Below are 15,515 nucleotides of genomic sequence, written 5' to 3'. Positions count from 1 at the left end.
TGACCGGAACCCGACAGCGAGGTGACCGGGCCATGGCGACTTCCCGGCCGAGCCGAGGAGTTCGAACACCGTTGGCCGCCGCGTCACCCGGTGGCCCCGCACGGCTGCCACAGTCCGATCGTGCGTATCGCCATCGTCACCGAAAGCTTCCTGCCGCAGGTCAACGGCGTCACGAACTCCGTGCTGCGGGTGGTCGAGCACCTCCGCGACCGGGCGCACGACGTGCTCGTGATCGCCCCGGGCGCCGGGCCGGAGCAGTACCGCGGCGCCCCGGTGGTCCGCATCCCCGCGCTCGGCCTGCCGGTGGTCAACTCGCTGCCGATCGGGGTGCCGACCAGGACGGTGCTCACCGCGATGGCCGACTTCGGCCCGGACGTGGTGCACCTGGCGTCCCCGTTCGTCGTCGGGGCGCGGGGGCTGGCCGCGGCCCGCCGCCTGCGGGTGCCGTCGATCGCGGTCTACCAGACCGACATCGCCGGGTTCGCCGCCGCGTACGGCCTCGGTCTCGGGGCGAGAGCCGCCTGGCGCTGGGTCCGCCGGGTGCACTCGCGGGCCGATCGCACGCTGGCCCCGTCCAGCGATTCGGTGCGCGAACTCCAGGCGCACGGCGTGCCGCGCGTCCACCGCTGGGGCCGCGGCGTGGACATCGAGCGGTTCTCGCCGTCGCACGCCGACCCGGCGCTGCGCGCCGAACTCGCCCCGAACGGCGAACTGCTGGTCGGTTTTGTCGGACGGCTGGCCCCGGAGAAGGAGGTCGGCCGCCTGGTCGCGCTGGCGGGTGTGCCCGGCATCCGGGTGGTGGTCGTCGGCGACGGCCCCGAACTGGACGACCTCCGCGCCCGCATCCCCGGCGCCGCCTTCCTCGGCGCGAAGTACGGCGACGAGCTGTCCACCGCCTACGCCAGCCTCGACGTCTTCGTGCACACCGGCCCGCACGAGACCTTCTGCCAGGCGGTGCAGGAGGCGATGGCCTCCGGCCTGCCGGTGCTCGCCCCGGACGCCGGTGGCCCGCGTGACCTGGTGCTGCACGGCCGCACCGGCTTCCTGCTGCCCGCCGACCGCGAGCGGTTCGCCACGCAGCTCGTCGCCCGCGTCGAGGAGCTGCGCGATCCCGCGTTGCGCGAACGGCTCGGCACCAAGGCGCGCAGGGTCGTGCTGGGGCGGACCTGGCCCGCGGTGTGCGGGGAGCTGATGGGGCACTACGAGGCGGTGGCCGGCCGGGCGGCCCAGGCGGCCTGAATGCACATCGTCCAGCTGGCGAACTTCTACGGCCCGCGCTCCGGCGGCCTGCGCACCGCGTTGAACCACCTCGGCGCCGGGTACGTCGCGGGCGGGCACGAGGTGACGCTGGTGGTGCCGGGGCAGCGGTACGCCGAGGAGGAACTGCCCACCGGCGTGCGCCGCTGCCAGCTGCCCGCGCCCCGGATCCCGGGCACCGGCGGCTACCGCGCGGTCGATCCCCACCGCGTCCGCGGGGTGCTGCGCGAGCTGCGGCCGGACCGGCTGGAGGTCTCCGACCGGCTGACCCTGCGGGGCATGGGCGACTGGGCGCGGCGCCACGGCGTGCCGAGCGTGGTCATCTCGCACGAGCGGCTGGACCGGCTGCTGGCGCAGTTCCTGGTGCCCGCCCCGGTGGCCACGCGGTGGGCGGACGCGGCGAACCGGCGGATGGCGAACAGCTACGACACGGTGGTCTGCACCACGGCGTTCGCCAGGGCCGAGTTCGACCGGATCGGCGTGCCGAACGTGCACCGCGTGCCGCTGGGCGTCGACCTCCGCGCCTTCGCCCCGCACCGGCGTGACGACGACCTGCGCACCGGGCTGCGTGGCGGCGCCGACGCATTGCTTGTCCACTGTGGACGGCTGTCGCCGGAGAAGCACGTGGAGCGCAGCGTGGACACCGTCGCCGAGCTGACCGAGTCCGGTGTGGACGTCCGGCTGGTGGTCGCCGGGGACGGGCCGCGGCGGCGGGCGCTGGAACGCCGGGCCCGCGGCCTGCCGGTGACCTTCCTCGGCTTCGTCAGCGACCGCGCCGAGGTGGCCAGGCTGCTCGCCTCGGCGGACGTCTCGCTGGCGCCCGGCCCCCACGAGACCTTCGGGCTGGCCGCGCTCGAAGCCCTCGCCTCGGGCACCCCGGCCGTGGTGTCGGCCTCCTCCGCGCTGCGCGAGATCGTGCGGCCACCCGGTGGCGCGGCCGTCGACGACCACGCGGCCGCCTTCGCCGCCGGGGTGACCGGCGTGCTGGACCGCCCCGAACCCGAGCGCCGCGCCGCCGCCCGGTCGCGGGCCGAGCAGTTCACCTGGCCGAGGGCCGTGCGGGGCATGTTGCGCGTGCTCGGCGGGTAGCGCCGTACTGTGGCGGCATGTCCCGAGCCAGCCTCGACAAGGACCCGCGTGAGGTCGCCGCCATGTTCGACGGCGTCGCCGACGGGTACGACCGCGCGAACTCGTTCATGACCTTCGGCTTCGACCGCCGCTGGCGCGTCACCACCTCGCGCGTGCTCGACGCCAAGCGCGGCGAGAAGGTGCTGGACCTGGCGGCGGGCACCGGGGTGTCCACCACGGAGTACGCCGCCAACGGCGCGTGGTGCCTGGCCGCCGACTTCTCCATCGGCATGCTGCGCGCCGGGCTGCACCGGAAGGTGCCGATGGTCGCCGCGGACGCGCTGCACCTGCCGTTCGCCGACGAGAGCTTCGACGCGGCCACGGTCTCCCTCGGCATCCGCAACTTCGTCGACACCGGGGCCGCGCTGCGAGAACTCGCGCGCGTGGTGCGGCCGGGCGGGCGGCTGGTGATCTGCGAGGTGTCCACGCCGACCTTCGCGCCCATCCGGTTCGTCTACCGGAAGTTCATCCTCAAAGCGCTGACCTGGGTCGGCCGCCGTTCTTCGTCCAACCCGGACGCCTACGGCTACCTCGCCGAGTCCATGCTCGCCTGGCCGGCGCAACGCGAGTTCGGGGAGATCATCGCCTCGGCGGGCTGGACCGACGTGGAGTGGATGAACCTCACATTCGGTGTCGTGGCCATCCATCGAGCCACGAAACCGGCCGTACACTCGCGTTCATGACCTCTCTGCAGAAGCACGACGCCGAGGTGATCGTGGTGGGCGCGGGCCCGGCCGGTGCCACCGCGGCCACCTATCTCGCCAGGTCCGGCGTGGACGTGCTGCTGCTGGAGAAGACGGTCTTCCCGCGCGAGAAGGTCTGCGGTGACGGGCTCACCCCGCGCGGCGTGAAGCAGCTGATCGACCTCGGCATCGACACCAGCCAGGACGCGGGCTGGGTGCACAGCCGCGGTCTCCGCATCCTCACCGGCGACCTGACCCTCGAACTCGACTGGCCGGAGCTGACCAGCTACCCGCCGTACGGGGTTTCCCGCACCCGCCAGGACTTCGACGACCTGCTGGCGAAGACCGCGGTCAAGGCGGGGGCGCGGCTGCTGGAGCGCACCACGGTCACCGGCGCGATCACCGACGCCACCGGCCGCGTGGTCGGCGTGGAAGCCAAGACCGGTGAGGAGAAGCGGCCGGTCAGCTACCGCGCGCCGCTGGTGCTGGCCTGCGACGGGGTGTCCGCGCGGCTCGCGCTCAGCGTCGGCATCCAGAAGAACGAGAAGCGCCCGATGGGCGTGGCCGTGCGGCGGTACTACAAGAGCCCGCGGCACGACGACCCGTTCATCGAGGGCCACCTGGAGCTGTGGGACCGCACCGACCCGGCGCGGCCGAAGCTGCTGCCGGGGTACGGCTGGGCCTTCCCGCTCGGCGACGGCACGGTGAACATCGGCCTCGGCATGCTGTCCACCTCGAAGGCCTTCCGCAGCACCGACTACCGCGCCCTGCTGCGGCAGTGGCTCGACGGCACGCCGGAGGAATGGGGCTACCGCGAGGAGAACGCGATCGGCAAGGTCGGCGGGGCCGGGCTGCCGATGGGCTTCAACCGCACCCCGCACTACCGCGACGGGCTGTTGCTGCTCGGTGACGCGGGCGGCATGGTCAGCCCGTTCAACGGCGAGGGCATCTCGGCGGCGATGGAATCCGCGCAGCTGGCCGCCGAATCGGTGGTGCAGGCGCTGGCCCGGCCCGTGGGCTCGTCGCGGGAACGCGCGCTGCAGGGCTACCCGCTGGCCGTCGCGGAGCTGATGGGCGGTTACTACCGGCTCGGCAACGTGTTCGCGAAGCTGATCGGCAAGCCGGCGGTGATGCGGGCCGCGACCAGGTACGGGCTGCGCATCAACACCCTGCTTCCCTTGGTGTACAAGGGGCTTTCCGGTTGCTACGACGCCAAGGGCGGCGATCTGGTCGACCGCCTCATCGCCGCGGCTGCACGCGCGACCCCGAGCCCGCGCTAGCTCGGCGCCGCGTCGAGCCGCGTGTGTTAGCTCACACCGGACAACCCGTGTCACCGCGTCGAATTGGCGCGGTTGCTCCCTTTGACGCAGGTCCCCGCCCCGCGACCCAGTACGGGCGTACCGCTGCCCAGCGGGAAGTTAGGTAAGCCTTATACCACGGGGGATAGCGACAAGGGTGTGACTCGCGTCCTACACTGACGCCGTGCCTTGTGAACCGCTTCACAATTCCGACGGCTTGCTTGTGAACTTTTTCACAAGCTTCCGGCGGAACCGGGCGCCCTGACCACTACCGGTAAGGCTGCCCTTACTCCCGGACGTGTGATCCGGGTCGCCTAGGGTGCGCCACGAGGCACTCAGACCAAGTTCGATCGCAGCGGCGCGGAAGGGATGGACGAACCGTGCTGGCGTTGCAACCACCACACCTCGCGGGACAACTCGCTCAGGGGGCCGCCGCTCCCACACTGGACGCGTACCTCCCGCTGGTCATCCTGTTCGTGCTGGCGATCGCGTTCGCCGTGCTTTCGGTGCTGCTGGGCCCGCTGGTCGGCCCCAGCCGCTACAACAAGGCGAAGCTTTCGGCCTACGAGTGCGGGATCGAACCGTCACCGCAGCCGGTGGTCGGCGGCGGCCGGATGCCGATCGCCTACTACGTCACGGCGATGCTGTTCATCCTGTTCGACATCGAGATGGTGTTCCTCTACCCGTTCGCGGTCTCCGCGGACGCGCTGGGCCTGTTCGGCCTGGTGGAGATCGTTCTGTTCATCGCCACGGTCGGTTTCGCCTACGCCTACGTGTGGCGGCGCGGCGGCCTCGACTGGAACTAGGGGCAAAGCATGGGTCTCGAAGAGAAGCTGCCGAACGGAATCCTGCTGGCCAGCCTGGAGGGCCTGGTCAACTGGGCCCGCAAGAACTCGCTCTGGCCCGCCACCTTCGGCCTGGCCTGCTGCGCCATCGAGATGATGACCGTCGGTGGTTCGCGCTACGACATCGCGCGCTTCGGCATGGAGCGCTTCAGCGCCACCCCGCGCCAGGCCGACCTGATGATCGTGGCCGGTCGCGTGACGCAGAAGATGGCGCCGGTGCTGCGGCAGATCTACGACCAGATGGCCGAGCCGCGCTGGGTGCTGGCGATGGGCGTGTGCGCCTCCTCCGGCGGCATGTTCAACAACTACGCCGTGGTGCAGGGCGTGGACCACATCGTGCCGGTGGACATGTACCTGCCCGGCTGCCCGCCGCGGCCGGAGATGCTGCTCGACGCGATCCTCAAGCTGCACGCCAAGATCCAGGACGAGCCGCTGAACGCCCGGCGCGCGGCGCTGCGCGCGGCCAGCGGGGCCCGCACCGAGCTGATCCCGTCCTCCATCAAGTACGCGAAGAAGTGACGAAGATGCCCGACGAAGAGAAGCCCGTCACCGGCGGAGAACGATCCAGCGCCGAGCGCCCGGATTCGGTGGAGCTGCGGCCCGAGGGCCCGCGCCCGGCCGAACCGGTGGTGGCCGGCCGGGAACGCAAGGGCATGTTCGGTGTTTCCGGCAGCGGGGACACCTCCGGCTACGGCGGCCTGCGGTTGCCGGCGTACTCGCCGGCTCCGGCGGAACGCCCGTACGGCGGCTGGTTCGACGAGTTCGCCGACGAGTTCTTCGCCGCCCTCGGCGAACACGGCGTGCCCGCCGAAGCCGTCCAGCAGGTGACCGTCGACCGCGGCGAGATCACCTTCTACGTGGCGCGCGAGCACCTGGTGGAGATCTGCCGGACCCTGCGCAACGACGGCGGGCTGCGGTTCGAGCTGTGCAGCTCGGTCTCCGGCGTGGACTACGGCGTGGACGTGCCGCAGCGGCTGCACTCGGTCTACCACCTGACCTCGATGACCTTCCGCCGCCGCATCCGGCTCGAGGTGGCGGTGGACGTGGACGACCCGCACATCCCGTCCATCGTCGAGGTCTACCCGACGGCCGACTGGCAGGAGCGGGAGGCCTACGACATGTTCGGCATCGTCTACGACGGCCACCCGGCGCTGACCCGGATCCTGATGCCGGACGACTGGGACGGCCACCCGCAGCGCAAGGACTACCCGCTCGGCGGGATTCCCGTGGAGTACAAGGGCGCGGAGATCCCGCCGCCGGACCAGCGGAGGTCTTACTCGTGAGCAGCACCGAAAAGCTCTCGGACGTCGAAACCGGTACGGACACCTCGCCGTCGGGCTCGGACACCGAGCACCCCCGGCAGGCCTACGCCCAGGAACGCCGCACCACCGAAGGCCCGGTCTACACCGTTTCCGGTGGTGACTGGGACGACGTGCTCTCCGACGCCGAGCACGACGACCGCATGGTCATCAACATGGGCCCGCAGCACCCGTCCACGCACGGTGTGCTCCGGCTGGTGCTGGAGATGGAGGGCGAGACCGTCACCCAGCTCCGCTCGGTCATCGGTTACCTGCACACCGGGATCGAGAAGAACTGCGAATACCGGACCTGGACCCAGGGCGTCACCTTCGTCACGCGGATGGACTACCTGTCCCCGTTGTTCACCGAGGCCGCCTACTGCCTCTCGGTGGAGAAGCTGCTCGGCATCAAGGCGCCGCCGCGGGCGGAACTGCTGCGGGTGCTGCTGATGGAGATCAACCGCATCGGCTCGCACCTGGTCTACATCGCCACCGGCGGCATGGAACTCGGTGCCACCACGGCGATGACGCTCGGCTTCCGCGAGCGCGAAGAAGTCCTGCACCTGCTGGAGCACCTGACCGGCCTGCGGATGAACCACGCGTTCATCCGGCCCGGCGGGCTCGCCCAGGACATGCCGGAGGACTACCAGGAGGCGGTGTCCGCCTTCGTCAAGACGATGGAGGAGCGGCTCCCGCTCTACGACAAGCTGTTCACCGGGCAGCCGATCTGGCGCAACCGGCTCAAGGACGTCGGCTTCCTCCCGGTGGACGCCTGCCTCTCGCTCGGGGTGACCGGGCCGGTGCTGCGCTCCGCCGGGCTGCCGTGGGACCTGCGCAAGACCGAGCCGTACTCGCGCTACGACGAGTTCAAGTTCGACGTGCCGACCTCCACCGACGCCGACTGCTGGGCGCGGTACCTGATCCGCGTCCAGGAGATGCGCGAGAGCCTGAAGATCATCAAGCAGGCGCTGAAGAAGCTGGCCGACGAGGGTCCCGGCCCGGTGATGGTCGAGGACAAGAAGGTGGCCTGGCCGGCGCAGCTGTCGCTGGGCAGCGACGGGCTCGGCAACTCGCTCGAGCACGTCCGCAAGATCATGGGCCAGTCGATGGAGTCGCTGATCCACCACTTCAAGCTGGTCACCGAGGGCTTCAAGGTGCCGCCGGGCCAGGCGTACTCGGCGGTCGAGTCACCACGCGGGGAACTGGGCGCGCACCTGGTCTCCGACGGCGGCACCCGCCCGATGCGCGTGCACATCCGGGAACCGAGCTTCGTGAACCTGCAGTCGATGCCCGCGATGGCCGAGGGCGGGCTGGTGGCGGACGTGATCGCGGCGATCGCGTCGATCGACCCCGTGATGGGGGGAGTGGACCGATGACCTCTTCGACGGAACGCCCGGAGCCGGGCGGGAACTACGCCGACGAAACGCACGTGGCGGCGGGTGGGGACGTGGACGTCCGGGGCATTGCTCCGGAAGGCACCGAGTCCCTCTTGGACACCGTGTCTACTACCGGGCTCGAGGACCCGTTCGGGCCGGACATCGTGGAGAAGGCGCAGCAGATCATCGCGCGCTACCCGGTGAGCCGCTCGGCGCTGCTGCCGATGCTGCACCTGGTGCAGTCGGTGCAGGGCTACGTCACCCAGGAGGGCATCGCCTTCTGCGGGCGGCAGCTGGACCTGTCCGACGCCGAGGTCAGCGCGGTGGCCACGTTCTACACCATGTACAAGCGCCGTCCGTGTGGTGAGCACCTGGTCAGCGTCTGCACGAACACGCTGTGCGCGGCGCTCGGCGGGGACGACATCTACCGCAAGCTCCAGACGCACCTCGGTTCCGAGGACAAGCCGCTGGGGCACGAGGAAACCGCGGGCACCCCCGGCGAACCCGGCTCGATCACCCTCGAGCACGCCGAGTGCCTGGCCGCCTGCGACCTCGGCCCGGTCATCCAGGTCAACTACGAGTACTTCGACAACCAGACCACGGACAAGGCGGTCGCCCTGGTCGACGCGCTGCGGGCGGGCAAGAAGCCGGCCCCGACGCGCGGTGCCCCGCTGACCGACTTCAAGGGTGCGGAACTGCAGCTCGCCGGGTTCTTCCCGGAGGACGAACCGACCTACCGCGCCCACGTGGACGGGCCGTCGCAGGCCGTGGAAACGCTGCGGGGCGCCCAGGTCGCGCAGGAACGCGGCTGGACCGCACCGGTGATGGAAGACGTGCCGCTGCCCGCCGTCGAAGAGAAGAAGTGAGGCAAGCCGATGGCTGACCCCATTACCCCGGTCCTCACCAAGCGCTGGCTCTCGCCGGATTCCTGGCGGCTGGCCACCTACGAGCGGCTCGAGGGCTACACCGCGTTGCGCAAGGCGCTGGCGGGCACGCCGGAGCAGCTGGTCACGCTGATCAAGAACGCGGGCCTGCGCGGTCGCGGCGGTGCGGGTTTCCCGGCCGGTGTGAAGTGGTCGTTCATGCCGCCCAACGAGGACAAGCCGCACTACCTGGTGATCAACGCCGACGAGGGTGAACCGGGTACCTGCAAGGACATCCCGCTGATGATGGCGGACCCGCACTCGCTGATCGAAGGCTGCGTGATCGCCTCGTACGCGATGCGCTCGCACCACTGCTTCATCTACGTCCGCGGTGAGGCGCTGCACTGCATCCGCCGCCTCAACGCGGCGGTGCGCGAAGCCTACGAAGCCGGGTACCTCGGCAAGGACATCGTCGGCAGCGGGTTCGACCTCGACATCACCGTGCACGCGGGCGCGGGCGCCTACATCTGCGGTGAGGAAACCGCGTTGCTGGACTCGCTGGAGGGCCGTCGCGGTCAGCCGCGGCTCAAGCCGCCGTTCCCCGCCGCCGCCGGGCTCTACGCCGCGCCGACCACGGTGAACAACGTGGAGACCATCGCCAGCGCGCCCTACATCGTCAACGCCGGGGCCGACTGGTTCCGCAAGATGGGCAGCGAGAAGTCGCCGGGCCCGAAGATCTACTCGATCTCCGGGCACGTGGAGCACCCCGGCCAGTACGAGTGCCCGCTCGGCACGACCCTGCGCCAGCTGCTGGACATGGCCGGTGGCATGAAGGACGGCATCCCGCTGAAGTTCTGGACCCCGGGTGGTTCGTCCACGCCGATGTTCACCGCGGAGCACCTGGACACCCCGCTGGACTTCGAGGGCGCCGCCGAGGCGGGCTCGATGCTCGGCACCACCGCGGTGATGGTGTTCAACGAGACGGTTTCCGTGCCGTGGGCCGTGATGAAGTGGACGCAGTTCTACGAACACGAGTCGTGCGGCAAGTGCACGCCGTGCCGCGAGGGCACCTACTGGCTGGCGCAGATCCTGGAGCGCATGGTCGAGGGCCGCGGTACCGAAGCCGACATCGACACCCTGCTCGACGTCTGCGACAACATCCTCGGCCGGTCCTTCTGCGCCCTCGGTGACGGTGCGGTCAGCCCGATCACCAGCGGCATCAAGTACTTCCGGGACGAGTTCCTCGCCCTGTGTGAGAGCAACAAGCGCGAACTGGTGGGAGCGCAGGCATGACCATCGCACCCGACAAGCCTTCGACCGAGGAAACCCCGGTTCCCGAGGGCCACGTCAAACTGATCGTCGACGGCGAAGAGGTCATCGCGCCGAAGGGCGAGCTGCTGATCCGCACCGCGGAACGGCTCGGCACGGTGATCCCGCGCTTCTGCGACCACCCGCTGCTCGACCCGGCGGGCGCCTGCCGCCAGTGCCTGGTCGAGGTGGAGATGAACGGCCGCCCGATGCCGAAGCCGCAGGCCTCGTGCACGATGACGGTGGCCGACGGCATGGTGGTCAAGACCCAGCTGACCTCGCCGGTGGCGGACAAGGCGCAGCAGGGCGTGATGGAGCTGCTGCTGATCAACCACCCGCTGGACTGCCCGGTCTGCGACAAGGGCGGTGAGTGCCCGCTGCAGAACCAGGCGCTGGCGCACGGCCGCGCCGACTCGCGGTTCGTCGACCGGAAGCGGACCTTCCCGAAGCCGCTGCCGATCTCCAGCCAGGTGCTGCTCGACCGCGAGCGCTGCGTGCTCTGCCAGCGCTGCACCCGGTTCTCCGCGCAGATCGCCGGTGACCCGTTCATCGAGCTGCTCGAACGCGGGGCGCACCAGCAGATCGGCACCGCCGAAACCGCCGACGTGCTGGACATGGCCTCGCGCACGACCAGCGGGCAGCCGTTCCAGAGCTACTTCTCCGGCAACACCATCCAGATCTGCCCGGTGGGCGCGCTGACCAGCGCCGCCTACCGGTTCCGGTCGCGGCCGTTCGACCTGGTGTCCTCGCCGAGCGTGTGCGAGCACTGCTCGTCGGGCTGCGCCGAGCGCACCGACTTCCGGCGCGGCAAGGTGATGCGCAAGCTGGCCGGGGACGACCCGCAGGTCAACGAGGAGTGGATCTGCGACAAGGGCCGGTTCGCCTTCCGGTACGCCGGGGCCGAGGACCGGCTGCGCCGCCCCATGGTGCGGGACGCGGCCACCGGTGAGCTGGAGGAAGCCTCCTGGACCGACGCGCTGCGCGTGGCCGCCGAGGGCCTGGCGAAGGCCCGCGACGGCCGGGGCGCGGCGGTGCTGCCGGGTGGCAGGCTGACCGTCGAGGACGCCTACGCGTACTCGAAGTTCGCCCGGATCGCCCTGCGCACCAACGACATCGACTACCGCGCGCGGGCCCACTCGGCCGAGGAACTGGACTTCCTCACCGCGCACGTGGTCGGCACCACGCCGGAGACCGGCGTGACCTTCGCGGCCATCGAGAACGCGCCGACCGTGCTGTGCGTGGCCTTCGAGCCGGAGGAGGAGGCGCCGATCGTCTTCCTGCGGCTGCGCAAGGCGGCCCGCACGAAGAAGGCCAAGGTCGTCCACTTGGGACAGTGGACCACGCCCTCGGTGCGCAAGACCTTCGGCGAGCTGCTCGCCTGCGTGCCCGGCGGGGAGGCGGCCGCGCTCGACGCGCTCGCCCAGCACGCGCCGGACCTCGACGAAGCACTGGCCGCCGGCGGTGTGGTGCTGGTCGGGGAGCGCGCCGCCGAGGTGCCCGGCCTGTTCTCCGCGCTGCTGCGGCTGACCGCCCGCACCGGTGCCCGGCTGGCGTGGATCCCGCGCCGGGCGGGCGAACGCGGTGCGGTCGAGGTCGGTGCGCTGCCGACGCTGCTGCCCGGCGGCCGGTCGGTGACCAGCATCGAGGACCGCATCGAGGTGGCCCGCGCCTGGGGCGTGGACGGCCTGCCCGGTGAGCCCGGCCGCGACCTGACCGGCATCCTCGAAGCGGCTGCCGGTGGCCGGCTGGACGGCCTGCTCGTCGGCGGGGTCGAGCTGACCGACCTGCCCGACCCGGAGCTGGCGCGGCGTGCGCTGGCCACCGCGGGCTTCGTGGTCAGCCTCGAACTGCGCGCCAGCGAGGTCACCGAGCACGCCGACGTGGTGCTGCCGATCGCGCCGGCGGTGGAGAAGTCCGGTTCCTACCTCAACTGGGAGGGCCGCCGCCGCGAGTTCGACGTGACCCTCGAAGGCACCGGCGCGCTGCCCGACTGCCGCGTGCTGGACACCCTCGCCGTGGAGATGGACGCCGACCTGTTCACCCAGACCCCGGCCGCCGCGGCGGGCGACCTGTCCCGGCTGGCTCCCCGGCGCGGGGGCACGGCTCCCGAGGTGCCCGCCCCGCAGGCCCCGAAGCCCGGTGCCGGGCAGGCGGTGCTGGCGACCTGGCGGCAGCTGCTGGACAAGGGCTCGCTGCAGGACGGTGAACCGCACCTGGCGGGCACCGCCCGGCCGGTGGTGGCCCGGTTGTCCGCGGCCACCGCGAACGGCATGGAGACGGTGACCGTGTCGACCGAGCGCGGGGCGATCACCCTGCCGGTCGAGGTGGCCGACCTGCCCGACGGCGTGGTCTGGCTGCCGGGCAACTCCGAAGGCTCCCGGGTCCGCGCCGCACTCGCGGCCGGGCACGGCTCGGTGGTCTCGATCGCTGGAGGTGCGCGGTGACCCCGTTCCTGTTCCAGGCCCAGGAGCTGACCCGGGCCGAGATCCTGGCCGACGACCCGTGGTGGCTGGTGCTGCTCAAGGCCGTGGTCATCCTGCTGATCGGCCCGATCCTGACGATCTTCCTGATCGTCTGGGAGCGCAAGGCGGTCGGCCGGATGCAGAACCGGCCCGGCCCCAACCGCGTCGGCCCCGGCGGTTACCTGCAGTCCCTGGCGGACGCGCTGAAGCTGCCGTTCAAGGAACAGATCATCCCGGACACCGCCGACCGCAAGGTCTACTTCCTGGCGCCGGTGCTGTCCGCGGTGCCCGCGCTGGTCGGGCTCTCGGCGATCCCGTTCGGCCCGGAGGTCTCCATCTTCGGTGAGCGGACGCTGCTGCAGCTGGTCGACCTGCCGGTCGGCGTGCTGGTGATCCTGGCCTGCTCGTCGATCGGGGTGTACGGCATCGTGCTGGCCGGCTGGTCCTCCGGCTCGCCGTACCCGCTGCTCGGCGGGCTGCGCTCGGCGGCGCAGGTGATCTCCTACGAGATCGCCATGGGCCTGTCGATCGTCGGCGTGATCCTGTACGCGCAGTCGATGTCCACCAGCGACATCGTCGCCTCGCAGCAGTCCGGCTGGTACTTCTACCTGCTGCTGCCGAGCTTCGTGATCTACCTGATCTCCATGGTCGGCGAGACCAACCGCGCGCCGTTCGACCTGCCGGAGGCCGAATCCGAGCTGGTCGGCGGTTTCCACACCGAGTACAGCTCGATGAAGTTCGCCATGTTCTTCCTCGCCGAGTACGTGAACATGGTGATCGTCTCGGCGTTCGCCACCACGTTGTTCCTCGGCGGCTGGCTCTTCCCGTTCGTCGGCGCCGACCACGCGCTGAACAGCGGCTGGCTGCCGGTCATCTGGTTCATGGCCAAGATGTTCGTGCTGCTGTTCGGCTTCATCTGGCTGCGCGGCACGCTGCCCCGGTACCGCTACGACCAGTTCATGCGGCTGGGCTGGAAGGTCCTGGTCCCGCTGAACCTGGTGTGGATCGTGCTGATCGCCACCATCCGGGCCATCCGCACCACCGACGAGGTGCCGCTGGGCGTGTGGATCGCGGTCGGCGCGGGGGTGGTGCTGGTGCTGGTGGTCATCGCGTTCATGGCGCCGGAGAAGCAGCTCCGCGACGCCGACAGCGTGCCGGTCACCGGCAGCGACTACCCGCTGCCCCCGCTCGACCTCAAGGTCCCCGAGACCACCCCGCGCCAGCGTGCGCTCAGGGCCAGGGAGCGCACGGCGAAGAAGCAACCCGCCGCCGTTTCGGCCGGAAGGGAGAACACCGATGGGGATGCTTGATCCCATCAAGGGCTTCGGCGTCACCTTCTCGATGATGTTCAAGAAGGTGGCCACCGAGGAGTACCCGGAGGCCGGGGCGCCCGCCGCACCGCGCTACCACGGGCGGCACCAGCTCAACCGGCACCCGGACGGGCTGGAGAAGTGCGTCGGCTGCGAGCTGTGCGCGTGGGCCTGCCCGGCGGACGCGATCTTCGTCGAGGGCGGTGACAACACCGACGAGGCCCGCTACTCGCCCGGCGAGCGGTACGGCGCGGACTACCAGATCAACTACCTGCGCTGCATCGGCTGCGGGCTGTGCGTCGAGGCGTGCCCGACGCGGTCCCTGACGATGATCAACTTCTACGAGCTGGCCGACGACGACCGCCAGCGGCTGATCTACACCAAGGAGGACCTGCTCGCCCCGCTGCTGCCCGGCATGGAGCAGCCGCCGCACCCGATGCGCCTGGGCGACAACGAGCAGGACTACTACGTCAACGGGCCGGAGCTGGCCCGCGGGCAGGGGGGCGCGTCATGATCACCGCGCTGCTCGCGCAGGCACCGCCGCTGCCCGAAGCCGTTCCGGTGACCACCGGCGAGACCATCGCCTTCTGGGTGCTGGCCCCGCTCGCGGTGGCCGGTGCGCTCGGCATGATCTTCGCCCGCAACGCGGTGCACTCCGCGCTGTGGCTGGTGCTGACCATGCTCTCGCTCGGTGTGCTCTACATGGTCCAGCAGGCGCCGTTCCTCGGCTTCACCCAGATCATCGTCTACACCGGCGCGATCATGATGCTGTTCCTGTTCGTGCTGATGCTGGTGGGCCGCGACTCCTCGGACTCGGTGGTGGAGGTGCTGCGCGGGCAGCGGCTCGCCGCCGCGCTGCTCGGCGTCGGCATGGCCGGCCTGTTCGCCGCCGCGCTGACCAGGGCGCTCGCCGACGTCACCCCGGCGCCGCTGCTCGACCCGAACACCCCGCAGGGCGGGGCGGCGGGCGGGCTCGGCCGCAAGATCTTCACCGAGTACCTGTTCCCGTTCGAGCTGACCTCCGCGCTGCTGATCACCGCGGCGATCGGCGCGATGGTGCTGGCCTTCTCCGACCGGCACGCCAAGGGCGGCAAGATGTCGCAGAAGGACCTGGTGGTCGCGCGGTTCCGCGGTGAGCACGCCCGGCCTTCGCCGCTGCCGGGCCCGGGGGTGTTCGCCACCGCCAACTCGGTGGCCACGCCCGCGTTGCTGCCGGACGGTTCGGTGGCACCGGAGTCGCTCTCGGAGATCATCGAGTCCACCACCGCCGCGCACTTCGCGGCCGAGCGCAAGCAGGTCGCGGGCGGCGAGCCCGGCCCGGACGCGCACGCGCTGGTCGGCGGCAAGGAAGAAAAGACCGAAGGCGAAGAGAAATGACGCCGACGAACTACCTCCTGCTCTCCGCGTTGCTGTTCTCCATCGGCGCGGTCGGGGTGCTGGTGCGCCGCAACGCGATCGTGGTGTTCATGTGCATCGAGCTGATGCTCAACGCGGTGAACCTCACGCTGGTCACCTTCGCCAGGATCAACGGCAACCTCGACGGCCAGGTGATGGCCTTCTTCGTGATGGTCGTGGCCGCCGCCGAAGTGGTGGTCGGGCTGGCGATCATCATGTCGATCTTCCGCACCCGCCGGTCGGCCTCGGTCGACGACACGAACCTGCTGAAGTACTGAAGGACCCCACCCGT

At 70.8% G+C, this 15,515-nt stretch carries 15 protein-coding genes; all 15 read left to right on the top strand.

What is annotated here, in order from left to right; translation table 11 throughout:
- Positions 1 to 120 precede the first annotated feature (120 nt).
- On the top strand, positions 121 to 1,239 hold the full coding sequence (locus AC07EG_RS13610; protein WP_478253382.1) for a glycosyltransferase family 4 protein: 1,119 nt from the start codon (positions 121 to 123) through the stop codon (positions 1,237 to 1,239).
- On the top strand, positions 1,240 to 2,346 hold the full coding sequence (locus tag AC07EG_RS13605; RefSeq protein WP_478253381.1) for a glycosyltransferase: 1,107 nt from the start codon (positions 1,240 to 1,242) through the stop codon (positions 2,344 to 2,346).
- A 17-nt stretch (positions 2,347 to 2,363) separates the two neighbouring features.
- Positions 2,364 to 3,068, top strand: coding sequence for a demethylmenaquinone methyltransferase (locus AC07EG_RS13600; protein WP_478253380.1), 705 nt, complete (start codon positions 2,364 to 2,366; stop codon positions 3,066 to 3,068).
- Positions 3,065 to 4,348, top strand: a complete 1,284-nt coding sequence (locus AC07EG_RS13595; protein WP_478253379.1) for a geranylgeranyl reductase family protein — start codon at positions 3,065 to 3,067, stop codon at positions 4,346 to 4,348. The genes AC07EG_RS13600 and AC07EG_RS13595 overlap by 4 nt, the downstream gene beginning before the upstream one ends.
- Before the next feature lie 401 nt (positions 4,349 to 4,749).
- Entirely contained in the window at positions 4,750 to 5,172 is a 423-nt protein-coding gene (locus AC07EG_RS13590; RefSeq protein ID WP_478253521.1) for an NADH-quinone oxidoreductase subunit A, read from the top strand.
- Between the two features lie 9 nt (positions 5,173 to 5,181).
- On the top strand, positions 5,182 to 5,730 hold the full coding sequence (locus tag AC07EG_RS13585; RefSeq protein WP_478253378.1) for a NuoB/complex I 20 kDa subunit family protein: 549 nt from the start codon (positions 5,182 to 5,184) through the stop codon (positions 5,728 to 5,730).
- A gap of 5 nt (positions 5,731 to 5,735) precedes the next feature.
- The gene (locus AC07EG_RS13580; protein WP_478253377.1) at positions 5,736 to 6,494 is read left to right on the top strand and encodes an NADH-quinone oxidoreductase subunit C; all 759 of its coding nucleotides are present in this window, start codon (positions 5,736 to 5,738) and stop codon (positions 6,492 to 6,494) included.
- Positions 6,491 to 7,885: an NADH-quinone oxidoreductase subunit D gene (locus tag AC07EG_RS13575; RefSeq protein WP_478253376.1), complete on the top strand. Its 1,395-nt coding sequence runs from the start codon at positions 6,491 to 6,493 to the stop codon at positions 7,883 to 7,885. The genes AC07EG_RS13580 and AC07EG_RS13575 overlap by 4 nt, the downstream gene beginning before the upstream one ends.
- A complete protein-coding gene (gene nuoE, locus AC07EG_RS13570) occupies positions 7,882 to 8,751 on the top strand; it encodes an NADH-quinone oxidoreductase subunit NuoE (RefSeq protein WP_478253375.1) in 870 nt (289 codons plus the stop codon). The genes AC07EG_RS13575 and nuoE overlap by 4 nt, the downstream gene beginning before the upstream one ends.
- 9 nt (positions 8,752 to 8,760) lie before the next feature.
- On the top strand, positions 8,761 to 10,041 hold the full coding sequence (gene nuoF, locus AC07EG_RS13565; RefSeq protein ID WP_478253374.1) for an NADH-quinone oxidoreductase subunit NuoF: 1,281 nt from the start codon (positions 8,761 to 8,763) through the stop codon (positions 10,039 to 10,041).
- The gene (locus tag AC07EG_RS13560; RefSeq protein ID WP_478253373.1) at positions 10,038 to 12,500 is read left to right on the top strand and encodes an NADH-quinone oxidoreductase subunit G; all 2,463 of its coding nucleotides are present in this window, start codon (positions 10,038 to 10,040) and stop codon (positions 12,498 to 12,500) included. Before nuoF ends, AC07EG_RS13560 begins: the two co-directional genes overlap by 4 nt.
- Complete coding sequence (nuoH, locus tag AC07EG_RS13555) at positions 12,497 to 13,828, top strand: NADH-quinone oxidoreductase subunit NuoH (RefSeq protein ID WP_478253372.1); 1,332 nt, start codon at positions 12,497 to 12,499, stop codon at positions 13,826 to 13,828. Before AC07EG_RS13560 ends, nuoH begins: the two co-directional genes overlap by 4 nt.
- Complete coding sequence (gene nuoI / locus AC07EG_RS13550; protein ID WP_478253371.1) at positions 13,815 to 14,342, top strand: NADH-quinone oxidoreductase subunit NuoI; 528 nt, start codon at positions 13,815 to 13,817, stop codon at positions 14,340 to 14,342. The genes nuoH and nuoI overlap by 14 nt, the downstream gene beginning before the upstream one ends.
- On the top strand, positions 14,339 to 15,205 hold the full coding sequence (locus tag AC07EG_RS13545) for an NADH-quinone oxidoreductase subunit J (RefSeq protein ID WP_478253370.1): 867 nt from the start codon (positions 14,339 to 14,341) through the stop codon (positions 15,203 to 15,205). Before nuoI ends, AC07EG_RS13545 begins: the two co-directional genes overlap by 4 nt.
- Positions 15,202 to 15,501 carry an NADH-quinone oxidoreductase subunit NuoK gene (nuoK, locus tag AC07EG_RS13540; RefSeq protein WP_113695753.1) on the top strand — a complete coding sequence of 100 codons (300 nt, stop codon included), beginning with the start codon at positions 15,202 to 15,204 and terminating at the stop codon, positions 15,499 to 15,501. Before AC07EG_RS13545 ends, nuoK begins: the two co-directional genes overlap by 4 nt.
- The last annotated feature ends 14 nt before the right edge of the window (positions 15,502 to 15,515 follow it).

The organism is Amycolatopsis sp. NPDC045836 (assembly GCF_056431745.1).
This window is presented reverse-complemented; position numbering and strand designations above follow the sequence as displayed.